Annotated in this window: 30 protein-coding genes; 17 read left to right on the plus strand and 13 right to left on the minus strand. The window is 44.4% G+C overall.

Annotation, left to right across the window (positions count from 1 at the left end):
• Window positions 1-17: 17 nt before the first annotated feature.
• The 5 genes from BN3003_RS11595 to BN3003_RS11620 all read left to right on the plus strand — a co-directional run bounded on the left by BN3003_RS11595 (window position 18) and on the right by BN3003_RS11620 (window position 6,396).
• Window positions 18-926: a phage tail tube protein gene (locus BN3003_RS11595; protein WP_058356832.1), complete on the plus strand. Its 909-nt coding sequence runs from the start codon at window positions 18-20 to the stop codon at window positions 924-926.
• Between the two features lie 532 nt (window positions 927-1,458).
• Entirely contained in the window at window positions 1,459-1,992 is a 534-nt protein-coding gene (locus BN3003_RS11600; protein ID WP_058356833.1) for a Rha family transcriptional regulator, read from the plus strand.
• Window positions 1,993-2,018: 26 nt separating this feature from the next.
• Entirely contained in the window at window positions 2,019-2,432 is a 414-nt protein-coding gene (locus tag BN3003_RS11605) for a hypothetical protein (RefSeq protein ID WP_058356834.1), read from the plus strand.
• 334 nt (window positions 2,433-2,766) lie between these two features.
• Window positions 2,767-3,411, plus strand: coding sequence for a hypothetical protein (locus tag BN3003_RS11615; RefSeq protein ID WP_058356836.1), 645 nt, complete (start codon window positions 2,767-2,769; stop codon window positions 3,409-3,411).
• A gap of 54 nt (window positions 3,412-3,465) precedes the next feature.
• Entirely contained in the window at window positions 3,466-6,396 is a 2,931-nt protein-coding gene (locus tag BN3003_RS11620) for a peptidoglycan DD-metalloendopeptidase family protein (RefSeq protein WP_147645420.1), read from the plus strand.
• A 41-nt stretch (window positions 6,397-6,437) separates the two neighbouring features.
• Here the strand turns inward: BN3003_RS11620 and BN3003_RS11625 are convergent, their stop codons facing one another.
• On the minus strand, window positions 6,438-6,959 hold the full coding sequence (locus tag BN3003_RS11625; protein WP_058356838.1) for a hypothetical protein: 522 nt from the start codon (window positions 6,957-6,959) through the stop codon (window positions 6,438-6,440).
• A gap of 36 nt (window positions 6,960-6,995) precedes the next feature.
• On the opposite strand from BN3003_RS11625, the gene BN3003_RS11630 reads away from it, so the two are divergent.
• Window positions 6,996-7,313 carry a phage tail protein gene (locus BN3003_RS11630; RefSeq protein ID WP_058356839.1) on the plus strand — a complete coding sequence of 106 codons (318 nt, stop codon included), beginning with the start codon at window positions 6,996-6,998 and terminating at the stop codon, window positions 7,311-7,313.
• Window positions 7,310-8,029 carry a phage minor tail protein L gene (locus tag BN3003_RS11635; protein WP_058356840.1) on the plus strand — a complete coding sequence of 240 codons (720 nt, stop codon included), beginning with the start codon at window positions 7,310-7,312 and terminating at the stop codon, window positions 8,027-8,029. Before BN3003_RS11630 ends, BN3003_RS11635 begins: the two co-directional genes overlap by 4 nt.
• Window positions 8,030-8,036: 7 nt before the next feature.
• Here BN3003_RS11635 and BN3003_RS11640 read toward each other — a convergent pair whose 3' ends face one another.
• Window positions 8,037-8,564, minus strand: coding sequence for a hypothetical protein (locus tag BN3003_RS11640; RefSeq protein ID WP_058356841.1), 528 nt, complete (start codon window positions 8,562-8,564; stop codon window positions 8,037-8,039).
• Window positions 8,565-8,590: 26 nt separating this feature from the next.
• Between BN3003_RS11640 and BN3003_RS11645 the strand changes: the two genes are divergently transcribed.
• The 9 genes from BN3003_RS11645 (at window position 8,591) to BN3003_RS11685 (ending at window position 18,969) form a co-directional block, all read left to right on the plus strand.
• On the plus strand, window positions 8,591-8,974 hold the full coding sequence (locus BN3003_RS11645) for a hypothetical protein (protein WP_058356842.1): 384 nt from the start codon (window positions 8,591-8,593) through the stop codon (window positions 8,972-8,974).
• Window positions 8,961-9,689 (plus strand): C40 family peptidase, encoded by a 729-nt coding sequence (locus BN3003_RS11650; RefSeq protein ID WP_058356843.1) that lies wholly within the window; start codon window positions 8,961-8,963, stop codon window positions 9,687-9,689. Before BN3003_RS11645 ends, BN3003_RS11650 begins: the two co-directional genes overlap by 14 nt.
• Window positions 9,690-10,439 (plus strand): tail assembly protein, encoded by a 750-nt coding sequence (locus tag BN3003_RS11655; RefSeq protein ID WP_058356844.1) that lies wholly within the window; start codon window positions 9,690-9,692, stop codon window positions 10,437-10,439. It begins immediately after the preceding gene.
• A gap of 2 nt (window positions 10,440-10,441) precedes the next feature.
• Entirely contained in the window at window positions 10,442-16,327 is a 5,886-nt protein-coding gene (gpJ, locus tag BN3003_RS11660; protein ID WP_058356845.1) for a TipJ family phage tail tip protein, read from the plus strand.
• Window positions 16,324-16,800, plus strand: coding sequence for a hypothetical protein (locus BN3003_RS11665; RefSeq protein ID WP_147645421.1), 477 nt, complete (start codon window positions 16,324-16,326; stop codon window positions 16,798-16,800). The genes gpJ and BN3003_RS11665 overlap by 4 nt, the downstream gene beginning before the upstream one ends.
• Window positions 16,797-17,642 carry a hypothetical protein gene (locus BN3003_RS11670; protein WP_058356847.1) on the plus strand — a complete coding sequence of 282 codons (846 nt, stop codon included), beginning with the start codon at window positions 16,797-16,799 and terminating at the stop codon, window positions 17,640-17,642. The genes BN3003_RS11665 and BN3003_RS11670 overlap by 4 nt, the downstream gene beginning before the upstream one ends.
• A gap of 53 nt (window positions 17,643-17,695) precedes the next feature.
• Entirely contained in the window at window positions 17,696-18,031 is a 336-nt protein-coding gene (locus BN3003_RS11675; RefSeq protein WP_058356848.1) for a hypothetical protein, read from the plus strand.
• Window positions 18,032-18,106: 75 nt separating this feature from the next.
• Window positions 18,107-18,454 (plus strand): phage holin family protein, encoded by a 348-nt coding sequence (locus tag BN3003_RS11680; protein WP_058356849.1) that lies wholly within the window; start codon window positions 18,107-18,109, stop codon window positions 18,452-18,454.
• Window positions 18,451-18,969, plus strand: coding sequence for a TIGR02594 family protein (locus tag BN3003_RS11685; RefSeq protein WP_058356850.1), 519 nt, complete (start codon window positions 18,451-18,453; stop codon window positions 18,967-18,969). The genes BN3003_RS11680 and BN3003_RS11685 overlap by 4 nt, the downstream gene beginning before the upstream one ends.
• Window positions 18,970-19,359: 390 nt before the next feature.
• On the opposite strand, the gene BN3003_RS11690 is transcribed toward BN3003_RS11685, so the two are convergent.
• The 11 genes from BN3003_RS11690 to BN3003_RS19340 all read right to left on the minus strand — a co-directional run bounded on the left by BN3003_RS11690 (window position 19,360) and on the right by BN3003_RS19340 (window position 24,721).
• The gene (locus tag BN3003_RS11690) at window positions 19,360-19,671 is read right to left on the minus strand and encodes a helix-turn-helix transcriptional regulator (protein WP_058356851.1); all 312 of its coding nucleotides are present in this window, start codon (window positions 19,669-19,671) and stop codon (window positions 19,360-19,362) included.
• Between the two features lie 110 nt (window positions 19,672-19,781).
• Complete coding sequence (locus BN3003_RS11695; RefSeq protein WP_058356852.1) at window positions 19,782-20,492, minus strand: ASCH domain-containing protein; 711 nt, start codon at window positions 20,490-20,492, stop codon at window positions 19,782-19,784.
• Window positions 20,493-20,566: 74 nt separating this feature from the next.
• Entirely contained in the window at window positions 20,567-20,866 is a 300-nt protein-coding gene (locus BN3003_RS11700; protein WP_058356853.1) for a hypothetical protein, read from the minus strand.
• A gap of 30 nt (window positions 20,867-20,896) precedes the next feature.
• Window positions 20,897-21,238, minus strand: a complete 342-nt coding sequence (locus BN3003_RS11705) for a hypothetical protein (RefSeq protein ID WP_058356854.1) — start codon at window positions 21,236-21,238, stop codon at window positions 20,897-20,899.
• Window positions 21,219-21,581 (minus strand): hypothetical protein, encoded by a 363-nt coding sequence (locus tag BN3003_RS11710; RefSeq protein ID WP_058356855.1) that lies wholly within the window; start codon window positions 21,579-21,581, stop codon window positions 21,219-21,221. The genes BN3003_RS11705 and BN3003_RS11710 overlap by 20 nt, the downstream gene beginning before the upstream one ends.
• Complete coding sequence (locus tag BN3003_RS18860) at window positions 21,574-21,750, minus strand: coiled-coil domain-containing protein (RefSeq protein WP_159061441.1); 177 nt, start codon at window positions 21,748-21,750, stop codon at window positions 21,574-21,576. Before BN3003_RS18860 ends, BN3003_RS11710 begins: the two co-directional genes overlap by 8 nt.
• Before the next feature lie 321 nt (window positions 21,751-22,071).
• The gene (locus tag BN3003_RS11715) at window positions 22,072-22,416 is read right to left on the minus strand and encodes a hypothetical protein (RefSeq protein WP_058356856.1); all 345 of its coding nucleotides are present in this window, start codon (window positions 22,414-22,416) and stop codon (window positions 22,072-22,074) included.
• Window positions 22,413-23,315, minus strand: a complete 903-nt coding sequence (locus BN3003_RS11720) for a recombination-associated protein RdgC (protein WP_058356857.1) — start codon at window positions 23,313-23,315, stop codon at window positions 22,413-22,415. The genes BN3003_RS11715 and BN3003_RS11720 overlap by 4 nt, the downstream gene beginning before the upstream one ends.
• 65 nt (window positions 23,316-23,380) lie before the next feature.
• Complete coding sequence (locus BN3003_RS11725; protein ID WP_058356858.1) at window positions 23,381-23,767, minus strand: hypothetical protein; 387 nt, start codon at window positions 23,765-23,767, stop codon at window positions 23,381-23,383.
• A complete protein-coding gene (locus BN3003_RS11730; RefSeq protein WP_058356859.1) occupies window positions 23,764-24,459 on the minus strand; it encodes a metallophosphoesterase in 696 nt (231 codons plus the stop codon). The genes BN3003_RS11725 and BN3003_RS11730 overlap by 4 nt, the downstream gene beginning before the upstream one ends.
• Window positions 24,452-24,721 carry a dihydrofolate reductase gene (locus BN3003_RS19340; protein ID WP_407701102.1) on the minus strand — a complete coding sequence of 90 codons (270 nt, stop codon included), beginning with the start codon at window positions 24,719-24,721 and terminating at the stop codon, window positions 24,452-24,454. The genes BN3003_RS11730 and BN3003_RS19340 overlap by 8 nt, the downstream gene beginning before the upstream one ends.
• Between BN3003_RS19340 and BN3003_RS11735 the strand changes: the two genes are divergently transcribed.
• The gene (locus BN3003_RS11735) at window positions 24,626-25,756 is read left to right on the plus strand and encodes a hypothetical protein (RefSeq protein ID WP_187119869.1); all 1,131 of its coding nucleotides are present in this window, start codon (window positions 24,626-24,628) and stop codon (window positions 25,754-25,756) included. The two genes, BN3003_RS19340 and BN3003_RS11735, sit on opposite strands and share 96 nt — an antisense overlap.
• Window positions 25,757-25,846: the final 90 nt, after the last annotated feature.

The raw sequence follows: 25,846 nt of genomic DNA on the forward strand, positions 1-25,846 counted from the left end.
TTAATTGGAGAACACCCATGTCTAGCGGTGCAAAACAGATACTTTACATTACCAAAGAAACGGTGGCTGGCACCACGCCAACGCCATTGACCTTAAACACTTTGCCATTTGTATCAACTTCACTTGATGCAAATACCAACATTACCGAATCAGACACGATCCGCGACAGTCGCATGAGCAGCGGTGGTCAAGTAACTGCCATGAGCGTGTCGGGTGATATTGTCGCGAATATGTCCTATGGCACCTATGACGACTTATTGGCCGCAGCCTTTTTTGGCGAGTGGGTTGCAAACAAACTGCAAATTGGCGAAACACGTCAGACTTTCACGGCTGTGCGTGGCTTTAAAGATGCTGGTGGTTACCACTATTTCCGTGGGTTGCATGTGTCGCAATTTGGCTTGGAAATCCCTGAAGAGGGAAGCATTAAAGGCACATGGACTTTTGCTGGCTTAGACCGAAGCCAAAGCCCTGCAGCGCCAACGGCAACAATCACCCCCGCATCTACTGCAGAAGAATTTTCCAATGTGGGCGTGGGTGAGATTGAGCTTGATGGCACATCGCTTAAAGGTATTGCGTGCGTGACATCGTTCAAGTTTGATTTGAACAATAACCTGAAAGTGCAAAAGTGCCTTGGTGATGGTCTTGCTGTTGGTAAGCAAATCGAAACCAAAGTGGATATTAGCGGCTCGTTTGTCGCTGCATTTGGTGATAAAGCGGCTGAAATTTATGAGAAGCAATTTACCAATGGCAAGCTGAAGCTCGAAATTCCATTTGGTGATGGCGAGAACAATTACATTCTGACCATCCCGCGCCTGACTGTCACAGGCTCACTACCAAGTGGCTCAAGTACAGATCTGTTGCAAATCACATTCAACTTCAAAGCCGAAGTTGAATCGCCGTACATCACGCGGGTACCTAAGCCGTAAGGCTTGACTGCGTGCCGTCTTTTTTGTATAAAAACTGCTAATCTGTGGATTCCGTGCAGATAAGTGAAAAGTTTTCAGATTGACCCGCCCCCAAGGCGGGTTTTTTCGTTTGCATCCGCTGTGAAGCGCTGCTGCTGTGCCGACTTGTAATTCAGTTGTGGTGATTTCCACCATATCTGGACCATGCTTGTTTTGGCTTGCCCATTGGGGCATTTGGCCCTAATGGTGAGTTGTGGTCATTTTGACCATGACTGAACCGTGGTGATTTCCACCATAGTTAAACAATGGTCATCTTGACCACGGTTAAACTGTCATGATTTCCGTGATGGTTGAACTATTACGTTTTCCGTAACAGTTGAGTTATTACGATTTCCGTGATAACTGAAAACGCATGTAACACATACGCCCCGTTCATTTGAGCGGGGTTTTTCTTTTGGCAGCCCGCCCTATGCATGGGGTAGTGGGACCTTAAAAATTCTCCGATAGAGGTTTTGCGTGGGCTGCCACCCAATTATCGGAATGGAGAAAAGATATGAATCAACAAATTGTTGTTGCAAATGAGGCTATCTTTGCAAAAGGAAATGACTTGTTAACGAATAGTCATTTTGTGGCCAAGGCATTTGGAAAATCACACCGTCACATCCTGCGTGATATTGATGAATTGATATTGAAACGCCCTGAATTTGCGTGCGCCCAATTTTGGGCTTACGTGGAAAATCGTAAAATTGGCGTGGCAAATCGTGACATTCGTGGCTTTCAAATGACAAAAGATGGTTTCATGTTGCTTGTGATGGGCTTTACTGGCGAAAAGGCATTTGATGTAAAGATTGCTTATATTGAGGCATTCAACCAAATGCAACGCCAAATTGATAATTTCAACACAGATTTGATGCAGAAACTTGTAATTGCACTGGAGGCCGAGAAGCAATCCTTTGCTATTGCCAGCCTTGCTGCCAGAATCATGCGGAAACGGCGTGATGAAAAGCCTGTACATCAATCTGAAATACAAATGTTACAAAGTCAGTTACAGCCGCTTTTGACAAATTTACAACTCCCCGCCGCCTAGAGCGGCATTTTTTATGGATGATTGATATGGCATTACAAATCAAAAAACAGGGTGAGCAACGTCCTGAATCTTGGCGCGAATACCAAGGGGTGAAGTTCAGTATTCGGGGTTTGGATTACAAACCTTACCGTGTTGCTTTAGAACGTGCCGGCTCGGTTCAATTTCGCGATGGCTTGTCACTGAAAGGCATCGGCGAGGATGCAACTGTATGGTATGACTTACAGGCCGAAGCCGCAGGGCGTTACTTAATTGCGGGATGGGACCAAGACGGTATTACTAGCGAAGATGGCAAACCAATCCCTTACAGTCAAGACAGTGCTGTGGACTTATTACGCTCATCCGATATTGGTTATGATTTGTACAAATGGGTATTAAAGCAGGCGGCAGAAATTCAGGCCGACGCAGACCAATTACGCGATGATGCGGTAAAAAAGTCTTAGAACTGTACAATTATTCGAGAATTGGTAATTCAGAGAAGACGCGTAAAATTTATGCGTATTTGAATAAAAAGATGCCAGACGAGCCAGTGTACAGTGAAGTTGCAAGCCAAATTATTGAGGCATTTTATGTTCTTGTCAGGGGGAGGCGGTATGAACAAGGGGTTATGCTCCCCTTATCCTTGCATGACATTGCCGCTTATTGTGACAGCTGCGAAATTGGCGTTACACGGCATGAGTTCGACGCGGCAATATATGCTTTGGATAATTTGTATCTTGAGTTGAAAGCGGTCAAAAGATAGAGTGTATATTTTACCTTTTAAAATAAGGGGGAGATATGCGCTTTATTTTTTTGGTCGCGCTACTGATTGCAGGGATTGCTCATGCAGATGAAATCAAAGGACTTGGCGATATTAAGATTGGTAGCAATTCACAGCAAGTGAAAGCATTGATGAAAACCAAAAAAGCGCCTGTTTTTGTTACTGGTGCTGACTTTGGCACTTACCAAGGCGGTGGCTTTGGTGCTTACGAAAAAGTGAATATCACAAATTCAATTCAATTGGCGAAGGTGTCACTTTATTATCATGATAATTATTTATATTGGATTGATGCGGTAGACGATTTTGATGATGGTGATTTAAAAACATTGGTAGATGGGTTTAAGCACAAGTACAAATACTTGCCCGAAAATGATGAAATTGTTAGGGAAGAAGCCGCAAACCCATGTGATGAAAAACAGCAAATTGCGATTATCACAAAAAGTGAAACTTTCAATAAAGATGAAAAAATTGAAGCGAAATACTCAGAATCAATTTATTTAGACATTGAAACAAATAAGCCTGTGAATGTATGTGGTCACTATGTGAATGCAAATTTCTCTGTTTACGATGTTGGGGTATTGAAAGCCGCAACTGAGAAACAAGAACAACAGGACTCAAGTTTTGAACAAGAAGAACTGGATAGAAAATACGAAGGTTTGTAATTTCGTCCAGGATTGAAATGCGCCCAAACGGGCGCTTTTTATTGGGCGAAAGAAATGTCAGAACAACAAAGTCGCTTATCTGTCGTTATCAGCACAGAGCAAGCAAAGCGCAATGCTGAGGCGCTCAATAAAAGTTTGGCCGAAATGAACAAAAAAGGCGACGATGCAGCCAAGTCCGCCACTAATGTTGGTAAAAGTGCCGATGGCGCTAAAAGCGGCCTGAAATCTCACAAGGGCGCTGTTGATGATGTTGCCAAGTCATACTCGAACTGGTCAAGCCTCACTAAGACTACTATTGCCGGCGTAATCGCGGGCATTGGTAAGTCAGCGATTGACGTGGCCGCTTTTGCGACCATGGCAACACTCATTGCCAAAACTGGCAAAGAAATGCAAGCCATGGCATATCAAAGCAACTCAACTGCCGAGGAATTACAAGGCTTTGTCTTTGCTGCAAAAAAGGTCAATGATACGTTCAACATGGATAAGGTTGGTGATGTATTCAAAGACGTTAACGATAAAATTGGCGATTATCTAACAGAGGGCGGCGGCGAATTAAAGCAGTTTTTTGAAGAAATTGCACCCAAAGTTGGCGTGACTGCTGAGCAATTCCGCAATTTATCAGGCCCACAAGCATTGCAATTGTATGTATCCACGCTCGAAAAAGCTGGCCTTTCTCAAACAGAGATGGTCACGCACATGGAGCGCATTGCAAACGATGCCACAGGTTTGTTGCCAATTTTGCAAGATAATGGCAAGGCTTGGAAAGAATTGGCCGAAAGTGCACAAGATGCAGGTTTGATTATGTCCAATGATGCTGCTGCAAGTGCTGCCGAATTGGATAATAAAATTAGCATGTTGTCAGATTCAATCATCATTATGCGCAATTATTTTGCCGAAGAAATCATCCCAATTATCAATTCGTTTATTGATAACATGACACTTAGCTCTGATGGTACAAACACATTGCACCAAGATGTAAATGAATTCGCACAAGACGGGTCGTTTAAGCAATGGTTTATTGGGGTGGGGTATGCGATTGCCGGCGTAATTGATGTGGCACGCTTAGCTGGTCAAATTGTTGATGCTTTGGGCAAAACCATAGCTTATGTGATGGTGCAAGGCTCGCGCTTTAACGCCTGGACTGACTCACTTAATCCATTTGGTGCAAAGAGTGATGATTTTGTTGCTAATGCCAAAAGTGAGTTAAATGCCTTAACTGGGGCAGCCAACGAGGCCAAAAAGGAAATGTCTATTGCAATGAATAAGAAATTTGAGTTCACTGCAATAGATTCATGGGAAAAGGCGGCGAATGCTGGTGATAAGGCCGCAAAAACACAGCAACAATTAGCTGGACTTGCCGATAAAACTCATAAGAGTATTGCCCAACAAGGATGGGAGCAAGCAAAGGCAGCAAAAGAAGCGGAAAAGGCCGCAAGAGCAAAAGAGCGTGAAGCAAAAGCAGCAAAAGTAGTTGAAGCTGCCTATTTGAGTCCATACAGCAATAAGTTTACTGCCGGCAGTCCGATGGGAGACCGTTTTCATCCGATTCAAAAAAAATGGAAATTTCACGCCGGTCGAGATGTACCCATGCCGGTTGGCAGTGATTTAAAAGCCATGACTTCAGGTGTGGTTGATTCTGTTGGACGTCGTGGCGGCTATGGTAACACCATCACTATCAAGCATGATGACGGCACTAAAGCGATGTATGCGCACTTGAGCACTGCACTTTTAAAAGCGGGTGAGCGTGTACAAGCGGGACAAGTGGTGGCGAAATCTGGTAACACCGGTGACAGCACTGGCCCACACGCGCACATTGAATTTTGGGACAAGCAAGGGCAGCGTCGTGAAGTGACTAAGGTCATCGGCAAAAAGACCATTAACAAAGTTGGAGAAGCTTCAAAGTCAAACTATCTAGAACTGACAGAGCAAGAAAAAGACCTGGCACTTGAATACAATGTCGCAATGCAAGAGCGCATGATTATGCTTGGCAAAGAAACAGAACTTCAAAAACTGAATGCCGAGATTGAACTTGGTAAATACGAATCTGTTGAGCCTGAGCGCATCAAACAGATGCAACAAATGGCAGAGCAATATGACAGTGCTGTTAAGGTCAATGAGCAACAAGAGCGTATGAATGCATTGATTGAAGATGCTACTGGAAGTGAGGCAGTCAAATCTTACTATCAAGATTGGGATATGCTCACACAGGCATTTAAAGAGGGCAAGATTAATGCAGAGCAGTACACTCTTGCATTAGCAAAACTTAATGAATCAAAGCCGGATGCCTTGAAAACTGATTTTGAAAAAAATTGGGGAAGCACCAAGCAATGGATTGATGACGCTAATGATGTACAAGCTCGGTTAGATCAGGGCATGGCTGGCTGGTTACAAAGTTCATCAGATGCACTGGCTGAGTTTGTTGCAACAGGTAAGATGAATTTCCGTGATTTAACGGTTTCAATTCTGCAAGATTTGGCAAAAATTGCAATGCAGAAAGCAATTGCGGGCATTGCAGGTAGTTTGTTTGGCTATGGTGGGTCATCAGCGGCGGCGGGAGCTGGTTCCACAGCATTAGATTCTCTGTTTGCAACTGGTGGTGCATTTGGCCAAGGCGGTGTGCGTTACTTTGCCCAAGGCGGCACATTTACGAACTCTGTTGTGGACAAGCCGACTATGTTCAAATCGGGCGGCATGTTGGGCGTAATGGGTGAAGCTGGCCCCGAAGCCATCCTGCCTTTGAAGCGTACATCATCGGGCAATCTTGGTGTTGAAACAACCGGCGCGGGTGCGGCCGGCCAGCCTGTCGTCTACATCACCAATCACATTACGGTTGAAAGCAGTGGTGATTCTGAAAAAGATGGCGCTGCCATTGCCGATGGCATCAATAAGCAGTTAATCAGTACGATTGATGGGCGCATTAATGTCAAAATAGACAATGAATTGCGCCACAATGGCAAGATTAGCAACGCAATTAAGGGGCGATAAAGAATAAAGAGCGCCAGAATAATGGCGCTTTTAGGAGGATATTATGAAACACTTTGCAGAAAGCGAATTAATGGTACAAGCTGCACCTCAACCTGTGTTTCAAATTCAGATGGAACGAAATAAACTGAATATGTCGGAACTGGATTACTGCCGTGAACACTGGTTGTCCGCAAATCCCAATCTATCTTTTGATATGCCGGAACATATGTGTCGCCAAATTCTTGAGAGATGTAGCTCAAAAACAATTCATCAAGTAATTCCGGCTTAAATGAATAAGAGTCTGAGTTTGGTCGAATACAAAATTCCAAATAACCTATAAAAAATGCTCCATTTTCAAATTCACTTTTACCAATCAAAAAGCCCAAGGTCATGAAAAGATTATTTTCAGTATTTAATTCTAAAATGGCTTGTTTGAGTTTTGGAGTACCATTAAATTCGTGAATTTCATCAATTCGATTAGGCTCAAGTGTTAAATCAATCCCGCCATTATTTGTACGACCATTTTCGTAATCTTTTCTATAGGGGAATACTGAATATGTTTCTCTATCTGGCGGCCCAATCATTTGCTCTCCTTCAAATAAGACATTAAAAGGATAAGTATGCCTGATTTTACTTGGGATGTTGAAATCGGCGCCTCTATTTCAACAGAATATCAATTGCGAGAGGTACAGTTCGGTGATGGCTATGTGCAAACGCAAGCCAAATCACTCAAGCCAAAAAAACGAAAATGGAAAGTATCATTTTTCGACAAAGAGGCCATTATCAGTCAGATAGTGGCCTTTTTTGATGCCAAGCAGGGCAGAAAATTTACTTGGCAATCACCGTTCGGCTTGATGAATGTGCGAGTGAAAACGCACACATTAACGGAAATGGGCAACCATGTTTGGAAACTAGAATGGGAGTTTGAAGAAGTATGAACAGCAGAATGAGCGGCCTGTCGGAAGACATGATTCAAGCCCTGTCTAAGCTTGAGCAAGATGCCAAGGTAGAACTGTGGGAAATTGACTTGCGCAGTAAAGGCGGCCAGTTGCACCGCTTTTGTAACCAAGTGAATGAGCTGGATGCTGCGGTGGTATGGCAGGGCAAAGAGTACACGCCATACCCAATCCAAGCCTCGGGCTTTGCAATGACTACGCAGGGCGCCAGCAATCGTCCTACGCTGACGGTTTCAAATCTGTTGGGCTTGGTCACCGGTGCGATTGAGCAATACGGCTCTTTGTCTGGTGCACGCGTGACACGCCGTGAGGTAATCGCGACATTTTTGGATGCGGTGAATTTTGCCACCGGCAATCCGATGGCCGATAGCACACAGGAAATTGTCAGTCAGTATGTGCTTGAACAAGTCACCACGCTGACCACTGAAGCTGCAGTATTCACGCTTTCAGCGCCAAGTGATACCGAGGGAGCCATCATTCCAGCGCGCATCATGTTGGCCGATGTGTGTTCGTGGCAGTATCGCGGAGAGGGCTGTGGCTACACAGGCCGACCAGTAGCAGACCGTTATGACATGCCGACCAACGACCCAGACAAAGACGAATGCAGCAAATGCTTACTTGGGTGCCAAGCGCGCTTTGGCATCAATGCTGTGCTGCCGTATGGCGGGTTCCCTGCTGCAGATAAGGTTTTGCGTTAATTCTGAATTATTTATTCTCAAGTGCAGAAAGCATCTTTTTGGAAATAATTGCGTTTAATGTTAATAATTTAAATGGCATTGGTAAGTTATTAAATAGAATTTTTTTAGAATTTGTAGTTTCAGGTTCAATCTCAACTTCAAAGTCAGCGATGGGTTTATTTTCTTTAGGGTATTGATCTAGAAAAGTTATTGCTTCATTGATTGATTTTTCAATATCAACATCTTCTAAGCTATGAGAAATATTATTTCTTAGAGCATTGAACTTTCCAATGGCTTTTTTAAGTTCTATCGGTAAGCCTAAATTTTCTGCAATTTCAAGCTTAGCATTAAACATAATGATATTTTTTCTCTTAGATTGGTTATACAAGAACTCTTCAATACCACATACGTTATATATGAATGATTCTATCAAGTATTCGCAACTAAGATGGAAAACTAAAAAAGCACTCAAATCATCTATGGTTTCTAATTGCTTTGTGACAGCTTTAGCAAATTGGTTTGAGGTAATTCGGTTATTAAAAATATCAGTATTCATATTTTTTCTTTGAATGGAATCTAATAATGGAAACTTCAAATATTACGCCAAGTTTAGGTGGCAGTGGTATATCAAAAAGCAAACAAGCAATTTGTATTTATGATGAAACAGGGAAATTGCGGTTGGTAATTGGAGAATTGAATTTTAAAAAAGGTGAAAGTATCAATTTGAATCCTGACTTTAAAAGTGCCCAAAGCAGTAAACCAAATGACACTCAGGAGAGAATTTTTGAAACAAATTATAGTGATTTCGAAATTTATAAAAATAAAAATGGTATTAAAGTGCAGATTAGGGATGATGTAGATGATTACCCAAACTGGGCAATTGAAGAAATTTCAAATGAAAAAATACCTGACTTAATTTCTGCTCTGCAAAACTATTTATTGAGAGTTAGAAATGAAGCTGACTAAACAAACCCAATCAGACATATTGAAACACGCCAATGAAGCCGCACCGAATGAGAGTTGCGGCTTTGTTGTTTTGACTGGTCGCAAACAGTCGTATCACCCGTGCGAAAATGTCGCCACACTGCCGCAAGACACGTTTGAAATACCCGCTGATGCTTGGATAGGCATCGATGGCGATATTGTCGCAGTGGTGCACAGTCACCCACGCAATGAGCCGTTTCTATCCGGCGCTGACCGCAAGGCGCAGAACCAGTCTGAATTACCGTGGGCGCTGGCTACTGGCGGGGCGGTGAAACTATTTCGCTATGCACCGCTGTTGCGTGGTCGACAGTTTGTCTATGGAGCGGCTGATTGCTTCACGCTGATTCGCGATGCGTTCATGTTGTGCGGCATTGAATTTCGGGACCATCCACGCAGCAACATCGATGACGATGCAGCGGCGGGTTCATTCGAGCAGAATTTACCCGATGGCGGTTTTATTCGAGTGCGCGCCGGCCTACAGGCCGGTGATGTGGTGTTGACTGCTCAAAATGGCATTGCCAATCACGCGGCCTTGTATTTGGGTGGCGGTGAGATGCTGCACCACGCTTTTGACCACTTAAGCCGCGTGGAGCCGTACAGCAAGTATTGGCAACGCATGACGCATTCGGTTTGGCGACATCAAGACTGGCAGCCTGAAATGTTGGAGGCCATCAAAAACGATATATCGGTGATTTAAATGATTACAGTCAATTTTTACGGCGACCTGAGCAAATTCGGGCGCCGTTTTTCTTTGTACGCGGCAACACCGGCGGAGGCATTGCGGGCGTTGATGCTGCAAATTGATGGTTTGCGCGATCACATTGCTGCGGGCATGTACCAAGTGCGTTTTCAGAAACAAGACATGAACGAAGCCTCGCTGAAAGACGACATGAATCAAACTGGCGGGGGGGTTTTGCACATTGTGCCTCGAGTAACCGGTGCGGGTAAGTGGGGTCAGGTGATTGCGGGCGCTGTGTTGATTGTGGCGGGGTACTTTTTTTCAGGTCTGTCTTATGGGTGGGCCGCACCTGTTGGTGGCTTTATGGTCAAGATGGGTTTTGCGATGGTGGTGGGCGGTGTAGCGCAACTCCTGACCAAAACGCCCAACATGGATGCAAACCAAGACCGAGGTGAAAAGGCCAGCCGCAATACCTCGTTTTCAAATGTAGACAACACCGTCGCGCAAGGCAGTCCGGTTCCACTGCTTTATGGAACCGGCTATGTCGGCAGCCGAGTGATTTCGCAGGGCATAGAATCGCGCCGCGTGGACACCCAAAACGACCCTGTAATGGTTGACCCTGAAGCTGTCGATGTGTCGCTCGACATACAAAAAGTGTTCATTCAAGGCCAAGCGGCCAAAGCACCCAATGGCGTGTATTACAACACCGATTTTACCGATGACAGCGTGATTGCACGCAATTACAACGCGAAATTAATGAAAGTATGAGCATGAGCAGTCAAAAATCAGGTGGCGGCAGCCGCACCCCTTACGAGGCGCCCAATACCCTATCGAGTGCACAGTTGTTGCGAGTGGTGGATGCTTTGTGCGAGGGCCCAATTGAAGGCTTTGCCAATGGTAATGAGTCACCGTTGAAATCTGTATTTTTGAGTGATACCCCGATTCAAAACAGTGATGGCACATACAATTTCAAGGGCGTGACCGGTTATTTCAATCGCGGCACGCCAGACCAAACCTATATACCAGGCTTCGATAAGACTGAACGTGTGGTAAACGTGGGCACAGCGGTCAAGAAAACCACCCCCATCACGCGCACCGTTTCTGATTCTATGATTGATGCGCTACGCGTGACTGTGGGTGTCGAGCGCAATGTGATGGTCAAAGACAATGGCGACACCTTGGCCGCACAAACGCAATTACTCGTTGAATTGGTGCGTAACGATAGCACTACGCTGTTCCAATCGGTGACATTCAACGAAAAAGGCAGTGGCGCGTATTACCAAGATGTTGTTTTCACCGAATTGCCTGAAGCACCGTTTAATGTACGCGTGTCGCGTATCACGGCAGACAGCACAAGCGACAAAATCAGTAACAATACTTTTTTTGCGTCTTACGTTGAGACCATCAATGCCAAGCTGTCATACCCAAATACCGCCATTTCGGCTTTGAAAATTGATTCTGACCAATTTGGTAGCAACAATCCGACTCGAAATTTCTTGCTCAAGGGTAAGAATGACTTGTTGATTCCGACCAATTATGACCCAATCACTCGCAAATACACTGGCTTGTGGGATGGCAGCTTCAAAACAGGTTGGACTGATAACCCTGCTTGGATTGTGTACGATTTGGTGACCAATGACCGCTACAGCACCATTGCGACCAATTTGGGCTATGCCGATATCGACAAATGGACTTTGTACAGCGTGGCCCAATGGTGTGATGAACTGGTCGATGATGGCATGGGCGGCAAAGAGCCGCGCTGTGTGTGCAATGCCAACATCAGCGACCAGCGCGAAGCTGGCGAGGTTTTGTCGTCAATCGCATCCATGTTCACGGGCTTTGTGCTGTGGAATGGTGAACAGCTTACTGTGACTGTCGATAAGCACAGCGAACCGGTGGCGGTGTATACCAATGCGAACGTGGTCAATGGCCAATTTTCATACTCATTTGCTTCAGCCAAGGCCATACACACTGCTGTGCAAGTGACTTATTTGGATGAAACCGACAATTTTCGCCAAAAGACTGAATATGTTTCGGATGATGAGGCGATTAAGCAGTTTGGACTGAACATCAAACAAGTGACGGCTTTTGGCTGCTCACGGCGTGGTCAAGCGGTGCGATTTGGTGCATGGTTGTTGCAGACCGAGCTGCGCCAACAAGGCGCTGTCAGCTTCACCATAGGCCGCGAGGGGCTGAAACACTTGCCTTATGACGTGGTGCAAGTGGCCGATAACGATTATGCCGGCGTGCCATTTTCAGGCCGCTTGGTGGCTGCCGATGTTGACCGCATCACACTTGACCGCCCAATTGAGAACGTGGCTATAGGCGCTTCGGTATATTTCGACGGTATCGATGGCACGCAGACTTCAAAAGTGGTCGAGCAAATCAGCCCAACCGAGTTGCGTCTTGAAGATGCGTTGCTGCTTGAGCCTGAAAACACGTTTGTGATTCACACCCAAGTTGCGTCCAGACTTTACCGTTGTATCAGCATCACCGAGAACAGTGAAGACGGTACTTATACCATCGAAGCTTTACGCCACGATCCGACCAAATACGGCGTGGTCGACACTTGGGCAAACTTCCCTGTAACCGTGCAAAAAGAAACCCCGACTGTTGCCAATCCTGACGTGTCTACCGATGGCGGAGATGTGGTGGTGAAATGGGAGGGCTTAGGCGGCGATGGGGCGGTGTCATACGACATCAAAGTGTATCGCAATGCGAAGCTATACAGCCACACACCTGACGCCAAGACACCCGAATTGCGTCTGCAAAATCTGCCCGATGGTGATTATGTGGTCGAAATTCGCGCACGCAACGCAGCTGGGGTGCTGTCCGATCCTGTGACCAAAGCATTCAGCATCAATTACACAGTGACAGGCCTGAAAGCCACGCCTAAATTGTTTGCCATCGGTTTGGGCTGGACTTTGCCTGAAACGGTTGTGGCCACTGTGTATACCGAGGTTTGGTACGGCATTGAGGACAACATTGAACTTGCGAGCAAATTGGCCACGCTGCCACATCCGCAGTCACAATACACGCTGGACAATGTGGCGTTGGAAGAAGCGTTCTATTTTTGGGTGCGTTTGGTTGATACCAATGGCCGTGCTGGGGCGTTTACTGCTTCCGTTTTAGGTAAGTGCGACGATGACCCAAGTTTGATTTTGAAACAAATTGAGGGCCAAATCACCGGAACCCAACTGCATCAAGACTTGGTAGACCAATGGCAGGGCAATATTGATTCTGCTGTGTATGCTGAAACACAGGCGCGCATTGCTGATGTGCTTGCACAAGCCAATGCCTTACAGACCGAGGCACAAACCCGTGCGGCCAACGATTTGGCCGAAGCCACAGCGCGTGCAAATGCGCTCAATGCTGAGGCCATTGCACGAACCAATGAGGTGCAACAGGCCGCACAACAGGCCGCTGATAATTTACTGGCTACGGCCACGCAACTGGGCACGCGAATCACCGTCACAGAAACGGTCAATGCGACTCAGGCCACGCAAATCAGCACTGTGACTGCTGCTCAGGGTGCTACTGCTGCAGGTTTGCAGACGGAAACCAATGCACGCATCGCCGGCGATACTGCTGAAGCGACCGCACGCCAAACATTGGCCGCGCGTGTGGATGGTGCCCAAGCATCGATTACAGATTTGCAATCGACAGTTACCAACAACCAAAGTGCCACCACGACCCAAATCAATGCGCTGAAATCAACGTTTGGCCAAGGTCAAAACCTGATTGCTGGTGGCAATATGGGTGATGCGGCGATGTGGCGTAGCCATTACGGTGCCGTTGCAAACATTGCCCGCCATTTTGTCAGTGATGCGACTGATGCACCATCAGCACCTAAAGCGTTCCGCATGGACTTTGCAGATGTGTACAAAGACGCAAACGGCAAAGGCTTGTGCTACAACTACAGCAATACCGCTGTGACCGTGGTTTCAGGACGCAAGTATCGTTTCAGGATGTGGGTGTCATTAACAGGTACTACAGGCACTTGTGGTTTCAATTATTATCAATTGACCAAATCGACATATGCCTCTAAGTCAGTAACCATGACTGTTGGAGCCAAACAGTATTATGAATTGGTGATGGATGGCGCCGATTTTGGTGACGCGTCTATCAATCCCGGCTTTTACATTAATCACAACAGTACGGCAGGGGTTGCGGTCGTCGATGATTACCGTTTTGAAGATGTTACTGACATACTCAAAACCAATGCAGACTTGGCAAATGTATCATCGACTTTGACCACATTCCAAAGCACACAAGCGACGAAAGACGCGGCTCAAACAACCGACATACAGGCCGCATTATCGCAATCAGGCAATAACACTGCCGCCATCAACGGCATACAAACAACAGTAGCGAGCAACACTTCTGCAATTACCGAAGTTGATACGCGCTTAAGTGCCAAAATTGATAATCTCAATTCGGACATGATAGACACCACACAGGTGACTAATGAGCTTATTAATGAAAATACAGGTGTTGTAACGGCGGCATCTGGTCACCGATTAACGCACTTTATGCCAGTTTATGAGGCTGTACCGTATATTTTTCGCACTACAGGTACAAATGCCAATGTTCGAGTAGTGTGGTTCACTGAAAGTAAGGCTTACATCTCAGGCGCTTTGACTGCATCAATTACAGGGAGCAAAACATTTACTGCGCCGACGAATGCCCGCTATTTGCGTGTCAGTTATGGTTATTCTGCTACTGCAAAAGTGTCTATAACAGAAGTGGCAGCGGCGGCAGCGGCAGCAGTTTCAGCAGATTTGGAGAATTTTAAATCTGCTCAAGCAACCAAAGATGCAAGTCAAACCAGTGAAATTGACAGCGCCAAATCACGTTTGGGAACTGCTGAGGCAAGCATCACATCGATTCAATCGACCAAAGCCAATAAGTCGGAAGTGGTGTCATTGGCGCAAACTGGCTTACAAAGCATTTGGAAAGGGGACATCAACACAGCAGTGGCACCGGTAAACACTCGTGTAAGTACGGCTGAAAGCAACATTACAGCATTGCAAACTGCAGTGAGTAACAATGAATCAACTACTGCAACACAAATCAGTAATTTGAACAGTTTGATACTCAATGCAGATTATAAGGATACACGAGGTGTTGACAATCCACCAAGCTGGTACGTGACCAATTACCCACGCAAAACTTCAAAAGAGTTCAAGAACAGTGCAGATATTGGTGTCGGATTGGCGAGCAATTGGGTTGTATTAATCACTGATAACCCCCAGACGAACTGGCAGCACATCGTTCAAACCGCCTACCCTCGCGGCATGAATAAAACCTATATCCGTCGGCCAACAACCGACTCAACATGGGGTACATGGGAGGAGCAAGAAACCAGTGCGGCGGCTCAAGCCAAAGCCGATGCTGCCAAAGCGGCGGTAACTGCTGATTTGAACAGTTTCAAATCAACACAAGCCGCTGTTGATTCAGCTCAAACGGCTGAGATTAACAGCGCCAAATCACGTTTGGGAACTGCTGAATCAAGCATTACATCGATTCAGTCAACCAAGGCAAACAAAACCGAAGTAGCAGCATTGGCTGAGACTGCTTTGAAATCAAAATGGGAGGCGGCAGACGCGGCAGCAGTGGGGCCAGTGGCAACGCGCGTTTCCAGTACAGAAGCAAGCATTACCGCGCTGCAATCTACGGTGACCACACAAAACAGTTCGATTGCATCGATGAATACGACATTGAGTGCAAAAATTGACGGTATTAATGTGACGGGCGGCATGGTTGCCGGTGGAGACTTTAAAAGCCCTGCGCTTTGGACAAGTCATTACAACGACAATATTGATGCCCGATTTATCAGTAGCATTGGAGGTAGTCCACCATCTCAATTCGCATACCGCGGCCCAGTTGGTACGAACTACATTTACTCAACATCGGATGTGGTTTTTGAAGCGGGCCATACGTACCGGTTTGGGGCATGGTTTTACAATGCCGGTGGCGATGGCGTGTACGGTTTTAATATCAAGCACACGGGCAAATCAACAGGCTATCAAGGGTTCGCATTGACAGGCATTGGTGCTAGTTGGGTTTATCGTGAATTTACGATAAAAGCAGAGCAGGTCAATGATTTTCGTGGCCGCCCAGGCTTTTTCGCAAACCACAATAGTACGACTGGTTACTCGTTGGTTACTGGCTACCGCTTTGAAGACATTACCTTTGAAAACAAAGTACAGGCAACTTACACCATCAAAGTTGAGGCGCATGGTGCCCGCAAAGCAGTGGCCGGTCTTGCAATCGGTGTTGATGGTCAAACAGGTGATGCTGAATTTTTGATACTTGGCAACAAGTTCATGATAGCAGACCCGAACAATGGCACAGTCAAGCCAATGCTGAGTTTGGCTCCAGTCAACGGTGTGAATATGCTTGCACTAAACGGTAATTTAATTGCCGACGGTACAATTCTCGGTAGAAACATTAAGGCATATCAACAAATTGAAGCGCCAATTATCAACGGCGGGCAATTGAACATTGGTAATCGCTTTATTGTGGATTCAAGTGGGAAAGTAACCATACGTGAGAATGCCACAGGTACAAAAGGGCTGATTCTGACCAATGACAGCATCAAAATCTACGATGAGACTGGTGCATTGCGCGTAACCATAGGGAAAATTGCATGAGTGAATATGGATTAAGCATGCGCATGGCCGATGGAGTGGAGGTGTTGAACACATCGAATTTTGGTGTGGGTTTCACCATTTTCACCAGTGCTGTGGCGCCGCAAACAGCAGTTAATGTGGACTACAGCAGCAGCCCCGCATCCCTCAGTCAAGTGGAGTGGGTGGATGTGGCAGCAGCGGCCAGCTTTGTGCCGACAGTTGCCGAAGATACCGTAGCGTTTCAAAACCAATGCTTGCGTGTGTCAGTTGGCCAATTTGTGGACATGGCGCGCATTGCCCAGACCAGTGCAACCAAGATTGATAAGACCAGTGTGGGCATGTATGTGGTCGATTACACGCCAGACAATCAATTGCAATTGCATCAAGTTGGTGTTGAGCCAGCGTATACAAACGGGCATATGACATCTATAGCAATCAGCAAATATGTGGCACTGGAACGGCTGTTTGTTTTAGGCTTGGAGAACAATGTATGACTTACGGCATTGATGTGGCTGGCTCAACAATCAGGCATTTTTTGGAGGACACTTCTAAGCTGTATGTGCTTCACAAGACTTATGTGCAAAACTTTCCAGTAACTGGCTCTTACAGCACCAACGACGCGACCATCAGACCGCGTTTTTTCCGTGTGGCTCTGCCAAATCCTGAGTGTATTGTGACTGTGCAATTAGCAGACCCATCGGGATATGGCACGAATTTGGGGGGCAATAGCTCGACGCAAGTCATCGCGAAGACATGGAAGGATGCAGTGTGTGAAGTTTACATGGTAAAGACGGCTTGCCCTGTGCGCGTTGCGGTTTACTCGCCCATCTCTATGCTGCCACGCACCGGTTCTTCGCTGTACGGTATCAAAATCAATGCGGTGAATGCATCGAGCTATTTAAGTACCGATGACGAGTTGTTATTTCCATATGCCGTTGGCCAACCTAATTTGGTAAAAGGGGTCTCTTACCCGCAAGCCGTTTCCGTAGCAATTTCGCGTGTGGGTGGAGTAGCAGCCATTGCTGCTGGCAATTACTACCAAGAGGGCAATAATTGGGATGGGACTACTACTCGCAACGAAGCGCGTTACAACTGGTTTACTGCGGTGTATTTCACTGATCAGTACACGCCAGTTGGCGATGCGGTGGCCATCGCGCAAACACCATATAGCCACCCAAGCGCTGGCTCGTGCGGCGTGACCATGTTCACGAAAGACCATGACGGCACGGGTAGCAATTGGACATTTCTCAAAAAATACGGGCTTTGGCGGGAAAATAAACTTCCATCAGGCGCCATTTTGATTGCACGAGCACCAAATCTTACAACAGTAAAATAATTCAACCACATCGCCTACCGGCGATTTTTTTTTATTCGTAATGGAGTTTCATCATGACAGTAATTGGCTTAAACAAAGAAATTGAAGACGCAGGCACAGGCGCCACAACCGAATTTCACCGAGTTTGTGTGATTCAAATCAATCGCAGAAATGGTGGTATTTCAGCCACGTTTGACAGCTATGTGACGCAATCAAAGTGGGAGCAAGGCCGTCAGCCGGTAACTGTTATGCAGCAGACCAGCCTTGTCTTGGCTGAAAACGAAGCAATGGGCGAGATGGATTTGGATACTTGGATTTACAACGAGTCTGTCAAAGTCGAAACAGACGTGTACGGCAACCACAATCCGTTATTTGGCGCCGTGTTGATGCCAAAGCCAGCAGAAGCTTAGAAACAAAGAACGCGCCTAGAGCGCTATTTTTTTGCTCCCCGAAAGTGGGGAGCTTTGTTTTATTTGGGAGGTTTTATGCTCGATGGCTTAATGGAGTACAAGTCAATCATCGTGACGTGGCTCATGGTTATTGGCCTTTCAATGTTTGGAGGCTTGGCCGATGCAATCATGCGTTACCGACGCGAAGGCATACGGATGCCCATTCATTACTTTTTATTGAAAATTGGTTGCGATTTATTTCTATCGGCTTTTGCTGGCGTGATCGCATATTTGGGCGCATGGCATTTTAGTTCAAGCCCTGAATTATCAGCAGCATCGGGAATTGCGATTGCGCTATCAGGTTATTTAGGCGGTAACGCAATCAATATTTTTGCGACGATTTGGGAAGCAATTTTGAAATCAAAAACTGGAGGCATGCAATGAGCAAGCAAACTGAATTGGCATGGATTGCCGAAGCACGTAAACACATAGGTTTATCAGAAGTCGTTGGCACCAAAGGGCACAACACAACCATTCTAGGTTGGCTGAAAAAACTCGGTGCTTGGTGGGCTGAAGATGAAACTCCTTGGTGTGGGACATTTGTGGGCTACTGCTTACAGTTTACAGGCCGCTTTGTCGTGAAACATTGGTATCGAGCAAAGGATTGGGTAAATGCCGGCACAAAATTGAGCAAACCTGCATATGGTTGCCTAGTGATTTTTAACCGTGCTGGTGGTGGCCATGTGGGTTTTGTGGTGGGCAAGGATGCGCGTGGCAATTTGATGGTATTGGGCGGCAATCAGAGTAATAAAGTATCGATTGCGCCGTTTTCTACTGATCGCGTGGTTGCGTATGTGTGGCCTTCATTCGGTAACGGTGTGCCTTCTATACCGGACCCGAAGCGTTATGATTTACCAGTGCTTAACAGTAATGGCAAGGTGAGTACAAACGAGGCGTGATAAACGAACGGCCTGTAATTTCAGGCCATTCTGCAAAATAATCCAATCTTTACATTGTGCGGTGCGAAATAGGGTAAAACGTATAGGCGAAAAAATAGCGCAAAACCTTTACAAAAGTTTGCGCTATAATGTTCTGAATTTCTTTGAGTTTTATCTCAAAAATCTGTGGATAAATCCACGCTTGGTACTAAATCGGTACTTATTTTTGTAAGTCTTTGATTTGTATATGCTGCTTGGTGCGGATGGAGAGACTCGAACAAGTCATGGAATTGAAGCAGTTACATACCCACTATCACAAGTGCGTTGCAAAAAAATTTAGCGACATACAACAAATAATAACAAATTATATCAAATTAGAATTATTACAACACTTTTCCGATTCTAGTGCTTTTAATTCATACTTTTGTTTCGCAAGTACCTTATGACTTCCCCTGCTATCCACCGACGCGCAGGTGCCCGACGTGTTGGCTTTGTCTTATTTGTAATTTTAACCGGAGATGGAAAATCAGGATGAGAAACAATTTCTTTGTATGCATGATGGTAACTGTGCCCAGTAAGTAAAGCAATCTCCTCAGTGTTCAGAAGGATTGAAGATTGTTCTGTAAGAGTGCTTAGCCAGCCTTTTTGGCTTGACTCTTCAATTTTTGCCAATTTTTCTAGGATTTGCTTTGAAAGGTCTGATTGTATAATTGATTCATTCATATTAAATCTCGCTTAAGTTCAACGAATGTAGATAATGATTTTGAAATTTAGAGATTCTGTTTAGAGATTTTAATTGAATTGGTTTGAGATTGAATCGATGTTCTAGTAGGTCAATTTCGTGATTTTTGTTGAATTACTTTAAATTCAATTACCCATACCCATGGATTCATTTCCCAACTTTTGGCACCATTAATTTGCTCCCAAAGTCTTCTAAATGCTGACAATGGCTTGAAATACCAACCAATTTCAATGGCCGCTATGCTCTCCGAATGGTCACATCCTTCTGACTTCGCATCGCCTTCTGATATTTCGGTTAGGCGTTCAATTCGCACATTTGTTATTTCAAGAAGTATTCGTGAAGCCCAACGTGGCATGAATAAGCTAGGTCTCCATTTAAGGTCTTGTATAGTAGATGAAGCTCTGTAGATGCAATGCTCAGGTTTTTGGAGTACTGGCGGAACATCTGCCAATCTGGAGCCGCAACCATCCCATTCGTAATAGCTTAGATGGTGATTGTCCCAAGCTAAATCATCAGAACTTGGATTAGGTAAAAACGTTTCTCTTACCCAGAGAAAATCGCCAACGCCACCATAAGGGCAGGGAATATGCTTTACCTCTGGAGAGTGTAAGTCTCGTTTAGCATTGTTGGCCAAAACACCCCATCGTCCTTTGATACCCTTAGGTGAGACTACCCGACAAATATCTGTTTTGTGAATTTCGTAATCTTTTGGAATTTTGATGATTCGACGAGTTTGTGATTTGTTACTGCTGAGTAAGGCTTGAACCATTTCTTCACTAAATAATATTGGACGTTCTGTCATTGATTGTTCCTATTTAAATGCTGAAAAAATGCGGCCTGTAAATTTTTACAGGCCGCTTTCTACATATTTAACTGCTATTTCAATTCTAAATTTTCAACACGTGGTTTCATCCAATCTTCAAGAGGAAATCTGTCATAAAACTCAAATTTTGATTTGCATGTTATGAATTTCCAACTCTCCAATTCAGGCCAGTCTTCTTTAACCTTATTGAATGCTTGTTCTTCAGAAACTGCTGATACCCATGCGCAAAGAATTGGCCAACCATCCGATTTAAATCCACTACACCACCAGCCTAATATATTTTCATTGGGCGGGTAGGTTAAAGGTCTATAATCATTTGATTTTTGCTCCCAACTGCACCAGAATAATTTCATGAGTTTTCCAATCAAAAACAGCCTGAATTTTCAGGCCACTTGTGGTTTGTATTTTGAATTAAATTCAAGCCGCATCTGTTGAGCATCATCATATGCCATTCTGAATTTATTTTGCTCTTTCAGCATCAAGTAGTACTGCTCGACATTTTCTACTATGCAATAAATAAATGCAGGCCGGCAATTGATTTTCATTTGAGTATCTTTGTTTAAAAGCACATAACGAGGTACTTTTTTATTGATACATACCACTTCAAATAGCATTTCTTTGAAAACTTCATTTCGTTTTGAAGAACGAATGACCACCATTTTGCCAATCAAATTTTTATCAAGTAGTTGTTTTTGATGTGCATCATCATAATTTTTTGCTGACATTTGATTCTCCTAAGGTTGTCCAGTCATCTTTAATCAATAACTGGCGCTTGAAATTGAAAGCGTTGTTTGGCATTGTGAGATAAATAGAGTGATAAACGAATTTGATAAAGCCACTTCCATATTCCCTTACAAGTGCTTCTATCACTGAGTTGTTAATCAGCACATCAACTGGAGTTCTTGCCGGTGTTGGCATTGGCTTTTCGCCAAATAATCGAAGATATTCTTGAAAGAAGCCTGGTTCATCTGCTGCCTCTTCCACAATACCCATTAAAATTTCAATTGATATTAGGTGGTCTCTGGTTGGAAGCTCTGGAATGAGCCATTCAATAGGTCTGCTATTCATACTGTGCCAATCGTTGCTTCAATTCATTGTTTTCTACTTCCAGTTTTGCGATTTGTTCAAATGCGTTATCCCACGATGCTCCTACGAAGCCGGGTGTGTAACTAAAAACTGAAAGCTGTTCAAAGTCAGGATGGTTTTCATCATAAACATGAGTCACATAACTGGTCATTAGTCTATTTCCTTTTCTGTCGATGGTGACGCTTTTTGAGGCTTTTTGATTTGGAGCGCTTATTAGGCTTTGAGTTTTTAATTCTGGAGTTAATCGAACTTAAACCAGCTTTGTTATTGCAAAATCTTTCTGATAAGTGACTGCAATTAGCTCCAGCCGCTAAAGATAAGGCTGCCGCCAAAAATGTAATCTCACGCATTTTTCATCTTCTGCAATGGCGGCAAAAAAATAACCGCCGGTGGCTTCGGCGGTTGGGTTGGTGGGGTGGGCTTGGGGGTGTTTAATAAGTCGCGTAGGGTGGCGTTGAGCTTGTCTATTGAGTTAATTTTTATTCTCCTTGCTGTTTATTGCCTTTTTTTCGCTCTGAATTTCAGCATCCAAAGCAATTACACTTTCACAAATTTTTTTAAGTGAATGAATAGATTTTATATCAGTGGAGTGGATACCAAAGTGAAGCATATTAGGTATGGAAGGGTTTTCACTTGTTGGCTTCTCCTTGAGGCCTGTAAAGCCAATCATATATTCGCCATCAGCCGCCATTCCTGAAATTGCACATTTATCTTCACCTAAAGATAAAATTAGTGTGCCATTTGGTAAAAAGTTTAGTGGGCTTTCAGCATGTTCATTGATTTCCTGAAACCATGGTTCTAAAGTATTTTGCATCATTGCACCTGTAATCCCTGTAAATGCTCGATTAACTCATGTATTAAGAGACTCAAATTTTGGGTCATGATGATTTGGGATGCACTAAATAGTGTTTCCATATCATCGCCTTGATTTGCTGCTTCTTCTTGCAACATGTCCAGATATTGAATGCGCTTGAAACTCAAATCGTCATTCAATATAAATCGAATTTGTTCATTCCAAACCAAACCTAATTGGGTGCATATTTTTCCATGTTCCAAGTGTTGTTTGACTTCTTCTGATGTTAAATCAGACTTACTCGCTTTAATAATTGGAGCTGCATCACCAACACCCATCAATTCACAATCACTGTCTAATTCAAAATTACCTGCAGCCTCACCTTGTTCTAACCATGTTGTCATTAAAGTGGTTGGAGCCTGTACTGTACGTGGTAATGTTGCCGGCAATCCTCCCAAGGCTTGGCGCAATTGGCTGATAAAGTTTTCAGATTTATTGCTATTGCTTTGATTCACGATAATCAAGTTACCTGGTACATCAATAACTGCCTCACTGTAACGTGAGCGTGTGAATGCGCGAGATAACAAATCGTCTGTGATTTGCTCTTTCAATTCCATTTTTTCTTTGCGGCCGACATTGCGACCATCGGTGGCTTGGATTTCGGCTACTTTTTCATCCAAGATTTCACGTATAACGCTTGCCGGTAATACTTTGTCCTCTTGTCGCAAACTCAAGCGCCAGCTATCTTGAGCATTGAATACCAAGTCTTCACGAAACGGCATAGCACGTTCAAAGCCTTCGCTTTTCCAATCTAAACCTTGGCAAGGCTTGAAGCGTGATTCTTCCAATTTCATTTGGATATCATCCAAATTCAATCCGGTATCTTGGGGTAATACAAAAAAGCTTGCTTGCTTAAACCACATTTCATTTCCTTAATAAAAAATACCGCCTGTTGGCGGTGGGTTAAAAGTCTTTAATTTAATGACCATCAAGAACTGCGGTCATTCCAATGCTTATCAAATTCAGGTAAATGCATTGGGTGCCAGCACGTAATTTCATAGTTTTGGGCATCTTTGCCGATAATTACTTTAGGTAACCATATTTGCTTTGTACGTATAACAATCAGTGAGTAGGAGTCAGGTGGTGTTTCACCATCCTCGGTGTATAGCCAACCGTCTCCACGTTGATTGGCAATGTGCTCACATAAAGTGCTACCAACGTGTCCGTTTGCTGTTGAGTTCAGTTTCGTAAATGTGTAACCACTCAAGAGATGCACAACATGAGTATCTTCATTTTTACAATGATGCAATTCCCACTTATTTATTTGGGTTTGTTTACCACTTGCATCAAAGCGGTTAATCCATACGCTTCTCATGTCGCACCTTTCAAATATGAAATTTGGTGATACGTATCATCCTGAACGCAGTAGCATGTGAGTAATTGACCAAAAACCACACCTGTATCAATGAAGTATGTGTTTCCAAGTTGAACCACTTCTGAATTGACGGTATGCCCAAAGAAAATCTTATCAATGCCTTCAATGTTGAAAGTATCTTTATGTGAAATTCGGCTTCGACCCCAAATTGCAAGGATTTGAGAAGCACTCGACTGTTCTAGATTTCTCTTGAAACAATCCCAATAATAAGAATTGATATCGGCATGAACTACGCCAATATTTCCAGATGCGGTTTCAATTTCAATTGCATAAGGTAAGTCCTTGAGTAGGTCATATAAAATAAGGCCAGATTGTTCATCTAGCCTTGTTGCCCATTCACCGCCGTTTTGGATATACAGTCCAATATCAAATAACCTTAATTGACATTGAATAAACATATTTTCATGGTTTCCCATCACACTGTAAAACCAAGGTTCTGTGAGTAATCTTGCGCATTTCAAACTATCCTTTCCTCGGTCAATTAAATCACCGCAAGCAATCATTCTATCTTTGCATTTATCAAACCCGATTTCAATAAGCATCCTTTGAAACTGTTCATAGCAACCATGCAAATCACCAATGATGTAGTCTTTACCACTTTGATTTTGTGGGAGGTGTAAGGTTTTACTCATACGATTTTCGTTCCCAATAGTTGACTGTAACACCAGGTAAGCTAGGCTTTAAAACCTTCATCGCTGTGCAATTCCATTCTGAAAAATCTACAGTTGGGAAAAACGTATCGCAGTGATAGTGCTTATCAAGGTTTGTTAGAACTAAGTGAGTCGCATGTGGTAAGAATTGCTCGTAAATGCTCGCTCCGCCAATGATGACCAATTCTTCCGTTATTGGCAAATGATTATTGTCGATGAGGCATCTGGTGTAAGCGATGAGCATTACAACGTAATTACTGGTACGCAAACCCAAGACGGCAACAGGACGCTTCTTTTCTCTCAAGGCACAAAAACAGTCGGCTATTTTTACGACACACACCACCGCCTTAGCTATATCAATACATCCATTCATGATGGTGGCTGGATAAATCTACGTTTTAGTTCAGAAAATGCACCACATGTCACTCCGCAATGGTTAAGAGAGCGCCTAACGGAATGTGGTGGCCGTGATTCAAATGAATACAAAATTCGTGTGCTTGGGCTTTTTGCTGAAGACGATGAAAAAACACTGATTAATCGAGTGATTTTGAACCGTGCAATGGAGATGAAGTTACCGGCAATACGCGATGATGAGGCATGGGGATGGTTTTTACTCGTTGACGTTGCTGCTGGTGAGTACCGTGACTTCTCCGTGTGTGTATTAGCGCGTGTCATTGGTAATGGCGGAACATTTGAAGAAAACCCACGGCGAGTTGAATTTGTAGGCCTACCAATCTACAGCAATAGCATAGATGTAAAACAGTTCAAAGGCCGAATCATAGAAGAATATAGCAAGCTATCAAATGCCCGAATCCTTGTTGATGCTGGTGGTACCGGCTTGCAGCTTTGCAAAGACCTTGAAGATGAAGGTGCTGATGTTGTCCGTGTTACATGGGGTAACCCGTGCTTCTTGAATGAAAATAAAAAGCGGTTCATAAATCTTCGCGCCCAAGCCATGGTAGGCCTACGCGATGCCATGCGTGATGGTTACTGTCGCTTCCCCCAAAACTTAGATAAAAAAGTGAGGGAAACACTGGAATTTCAAGCTACACACTTGCCGTATTCTTTCACTGAGCAAGTGCGGTACCAAATGCTAAGCAAAGACAAGATGCGTGCTCAAGGAATTAAATCTCCCGACATCATCGATGCAATGTCTTTTGCGTTCCTTGAACGTATTTACTTCAACGTAAGTGACCGGTCTGGGGTTGGTGGCGCAAAAGAAAAACGATTATCAGCACGCGAGCGATTGCAGCAAAAAATGGCAGAAGCGGCAAACTAGGAGAGGCAATGATTAACCCTGTTTATTTGTATTTGTTTTGGGTTTCTTGGATGGTTTGGCTATAATTTTACAGATGGTATTTTTTTATTA

This window comes from Vitreoscilla massiliensis, from assembly GCF_001457815.1.
In the GTDB taxonomy this organism is placed as follows: Bacteria; Pseudomonadota; Gammaproteobacteria; order Burkholderiales; family Neisseriaceae; genus Vitreoscilla; species Vitreoscilla massiliensis.

Excerpts from the sequence above, each read along its gene's own strand:
- BN3003_RS11595 (WP_058356832.1), top strand. The coding sequence starts at position 18 with ATGTCTAGCGGTGCAAAACAGATACTTTACATTACCAAAGAAACGGTG.
- BN3003_RS11600 (WP_058356833.1), top strand. The coding sequence starts at position 1,459 with ATGAATCAACAAATTGTTGTTGCAAATGAGGCTATCTTTGCAAAAGGA.
- BN3003_RS11605 (WP_058356834.1), top strand. The coding sequence starts at position 2,019 with ATGGCATTACAAATCAAAAAACAGGGTGAGCAACGTCCTGAATCTTGG.
- BN3003_RS11615 (WP_058356836.1), top strand. The coding sequence starts at position 2,767 with ATGCGCTTTATTTTTTTGGTCGCGCTACTGATTGCAGGGATTGCTCAT.
- BN3003_RS11620 (WP_147645420.1), top strand. The coding sequence starts at position 3,466 with ATGTCAGAACAACAAAGTCGCTTATCTGTCGTTATCAGCACAGAGCAA.
- BN3003_RS11625 (WP_058356838.1), bottom strand. The coding sequence starts at position 6,959 with ATGATTGGGCCGCCAGATAGAGAAACATATTCAGTATTCCCCTATAGA.
- BN3003_RS11630 (WP_058356839.1), top strand. The coding sequence starts at position 6,996 with ATGCCTGATTTTACTTGGGATGTTGAAATCGGCGCCTCTATTTCAACA.
- BN3003_RS11635 (WP_058356840.1), top strand. The coding sequence starts at position 7,310 with ATGAACAGCAGAATGAGCGGCCTGTCGGAAGACATGATTCAAGCCCTG.
- BN3003_RS11640 (WP_058356841.1), bottom strand. The coding sequence starts at position 8,564 with ATGAATACTGATATTTTTAATAACCGAATTACCTCAAACCAATTTGCT.
- BN3003_RS11645 (WP_058356842.1), top strand. The coding sequence starts at position 8,591 with ATGGAAACTTCAAATATTACGCCAAGTTTAGGTGGCAGTGGTATATCA.
- BN3003_RS11650 (WP_058356843.1), top strand. The coding sequence starts at position 8,961 with ATGAAGCTGACTAAACAAACCCAATCAGACATATTGAAACACGCCAAT.
- BN3003_RS11655 (WP_058356844.1), top strand. The coding sequence starts at position 9,690 with ATGATTACAGTCAATTTTTACGGCGACCTGAGCAAATTCGGGCGCCGT.
- gpJ (WP_058356845.1), top strand. The coding sequence starts at position 10,442 with ATGAGCAGTCAAAAATCAGGTGGCGGCAGCCGCACCCCTTACGAGGCG.
- BN3003_RS11665 (WP_147645421.1), top strand. The coding sequence starts at position 16,324 with ATGAGTGAATATGGATTAAGCATGCGCATGGCCGATGGAGTGGAGGTG.
- BN3003_RS11670 (WP_058356847.1), top strand. The coding sequence starts at position 16,797 with ATGACTTACGGCATTGATGTGGCTGGCTCAACAATCAGGCATTTTTTG.
- BN3003_RS11675 (WP_058356848.1), top strand. The coding sequence starts at position 17,696 with ATGACAGTAATTGGCTTAAACAAAGAAATTGAAGACGCAGGCACAGGC.
- BN3003_RS11680 (WP_058356849.1), top strand. The coding sequence starts at position 18,107 with ATGCTCGATGGCTTAATGGAGTACAAGTCAATCATCGTGACGTGGCTC.
- BN3003_RS11685 (WP_058356850.1), top strand. The coding sequence starts at position 18,451 with ATGAGCAAGCAAACTGAATTGGCATGGATTGCCGAAGCACGTAAACAC.
- BN3003_RS11690 (WP_058356851.1), bottom strand. The coding sequence starts at position 19,671 with ATGAATGAATCAATTATACAATCAGACCTTTCAAAGCAAATCCTAGAA.
- BN3003_RS11695 (WP_058356852.1), bottom strand. The coding sequence starts at position 20,492 with ATGACAGAACGTCCAATATTATTTAGTGAAGAAATGGTTCAAGCCTTA.
- BN3003_RS11700 (WP_058356853.1), bottom strand. The coding sequence starts at position 20,866 with ATGAAATTATTCTGGTGCAGTTGGGAGCAAAAATCAAATGATTATAGA.
- BN3003_RS11705 (WP_058356854.1), bottom strand. The coding sequence starts at position 21,238 with ATGTCAGCAAAAAATTATGATGATGCACATCAAAAACAACTACTTGAT.
- BN3003_RS11710 (WP_058356855.1), bottom strand. The coding sequence starts at position 21,581 with ATGAATAGCAGACCTATTGAATGGCTCATTCCAGAGCTTCCAACCAGA.
- BN3003_RS18860 (WP_159061441.1), bottom strand. The coding sequence starts at position 21,750 with ATGACCAGTTATGTGACTCATGTTTATGATGAAAACCATCCTGACTTT.
- BN3003_RS11715 (WP_058356856.1), bottom strand. The coding sequence starts at position 22,416 with ATGATGCAAAATACTTTAGAACCATGGTTTCAGGAAATCAATGAACAT.
- BN3003_RS11720 (WP_058356857.1), bottom strand. The coding sequence starts at position 23,315 with ATGTGGTTTAAGCAAGCAAGCTTTTTTGTATTACCCCAAGATACCGGA.
- BN3003_RS11725 (WP_058356858.1), bottom strand. The coding sequence starts at position 23,767 with ATGAGAAGCGTATGGATTAACCGCTTTGATGCAAGTGGTAAACAAACC.
- BN3003_RS11730 (WP_058356859.1), bottom strand. The coding sequence starts at position 24,459 with ATGAGTAAAACCTTACACCTCCCACAAAATCAAAGTGGTAAAGACTAC.
- BN3003_RS19340 (WP_407701102.1), bottom strand. The coding sequence starts at position 24,721 with ATGCTCATCGCTTACACCAGATGCCTCATCGACAATAATCATTTGCCA.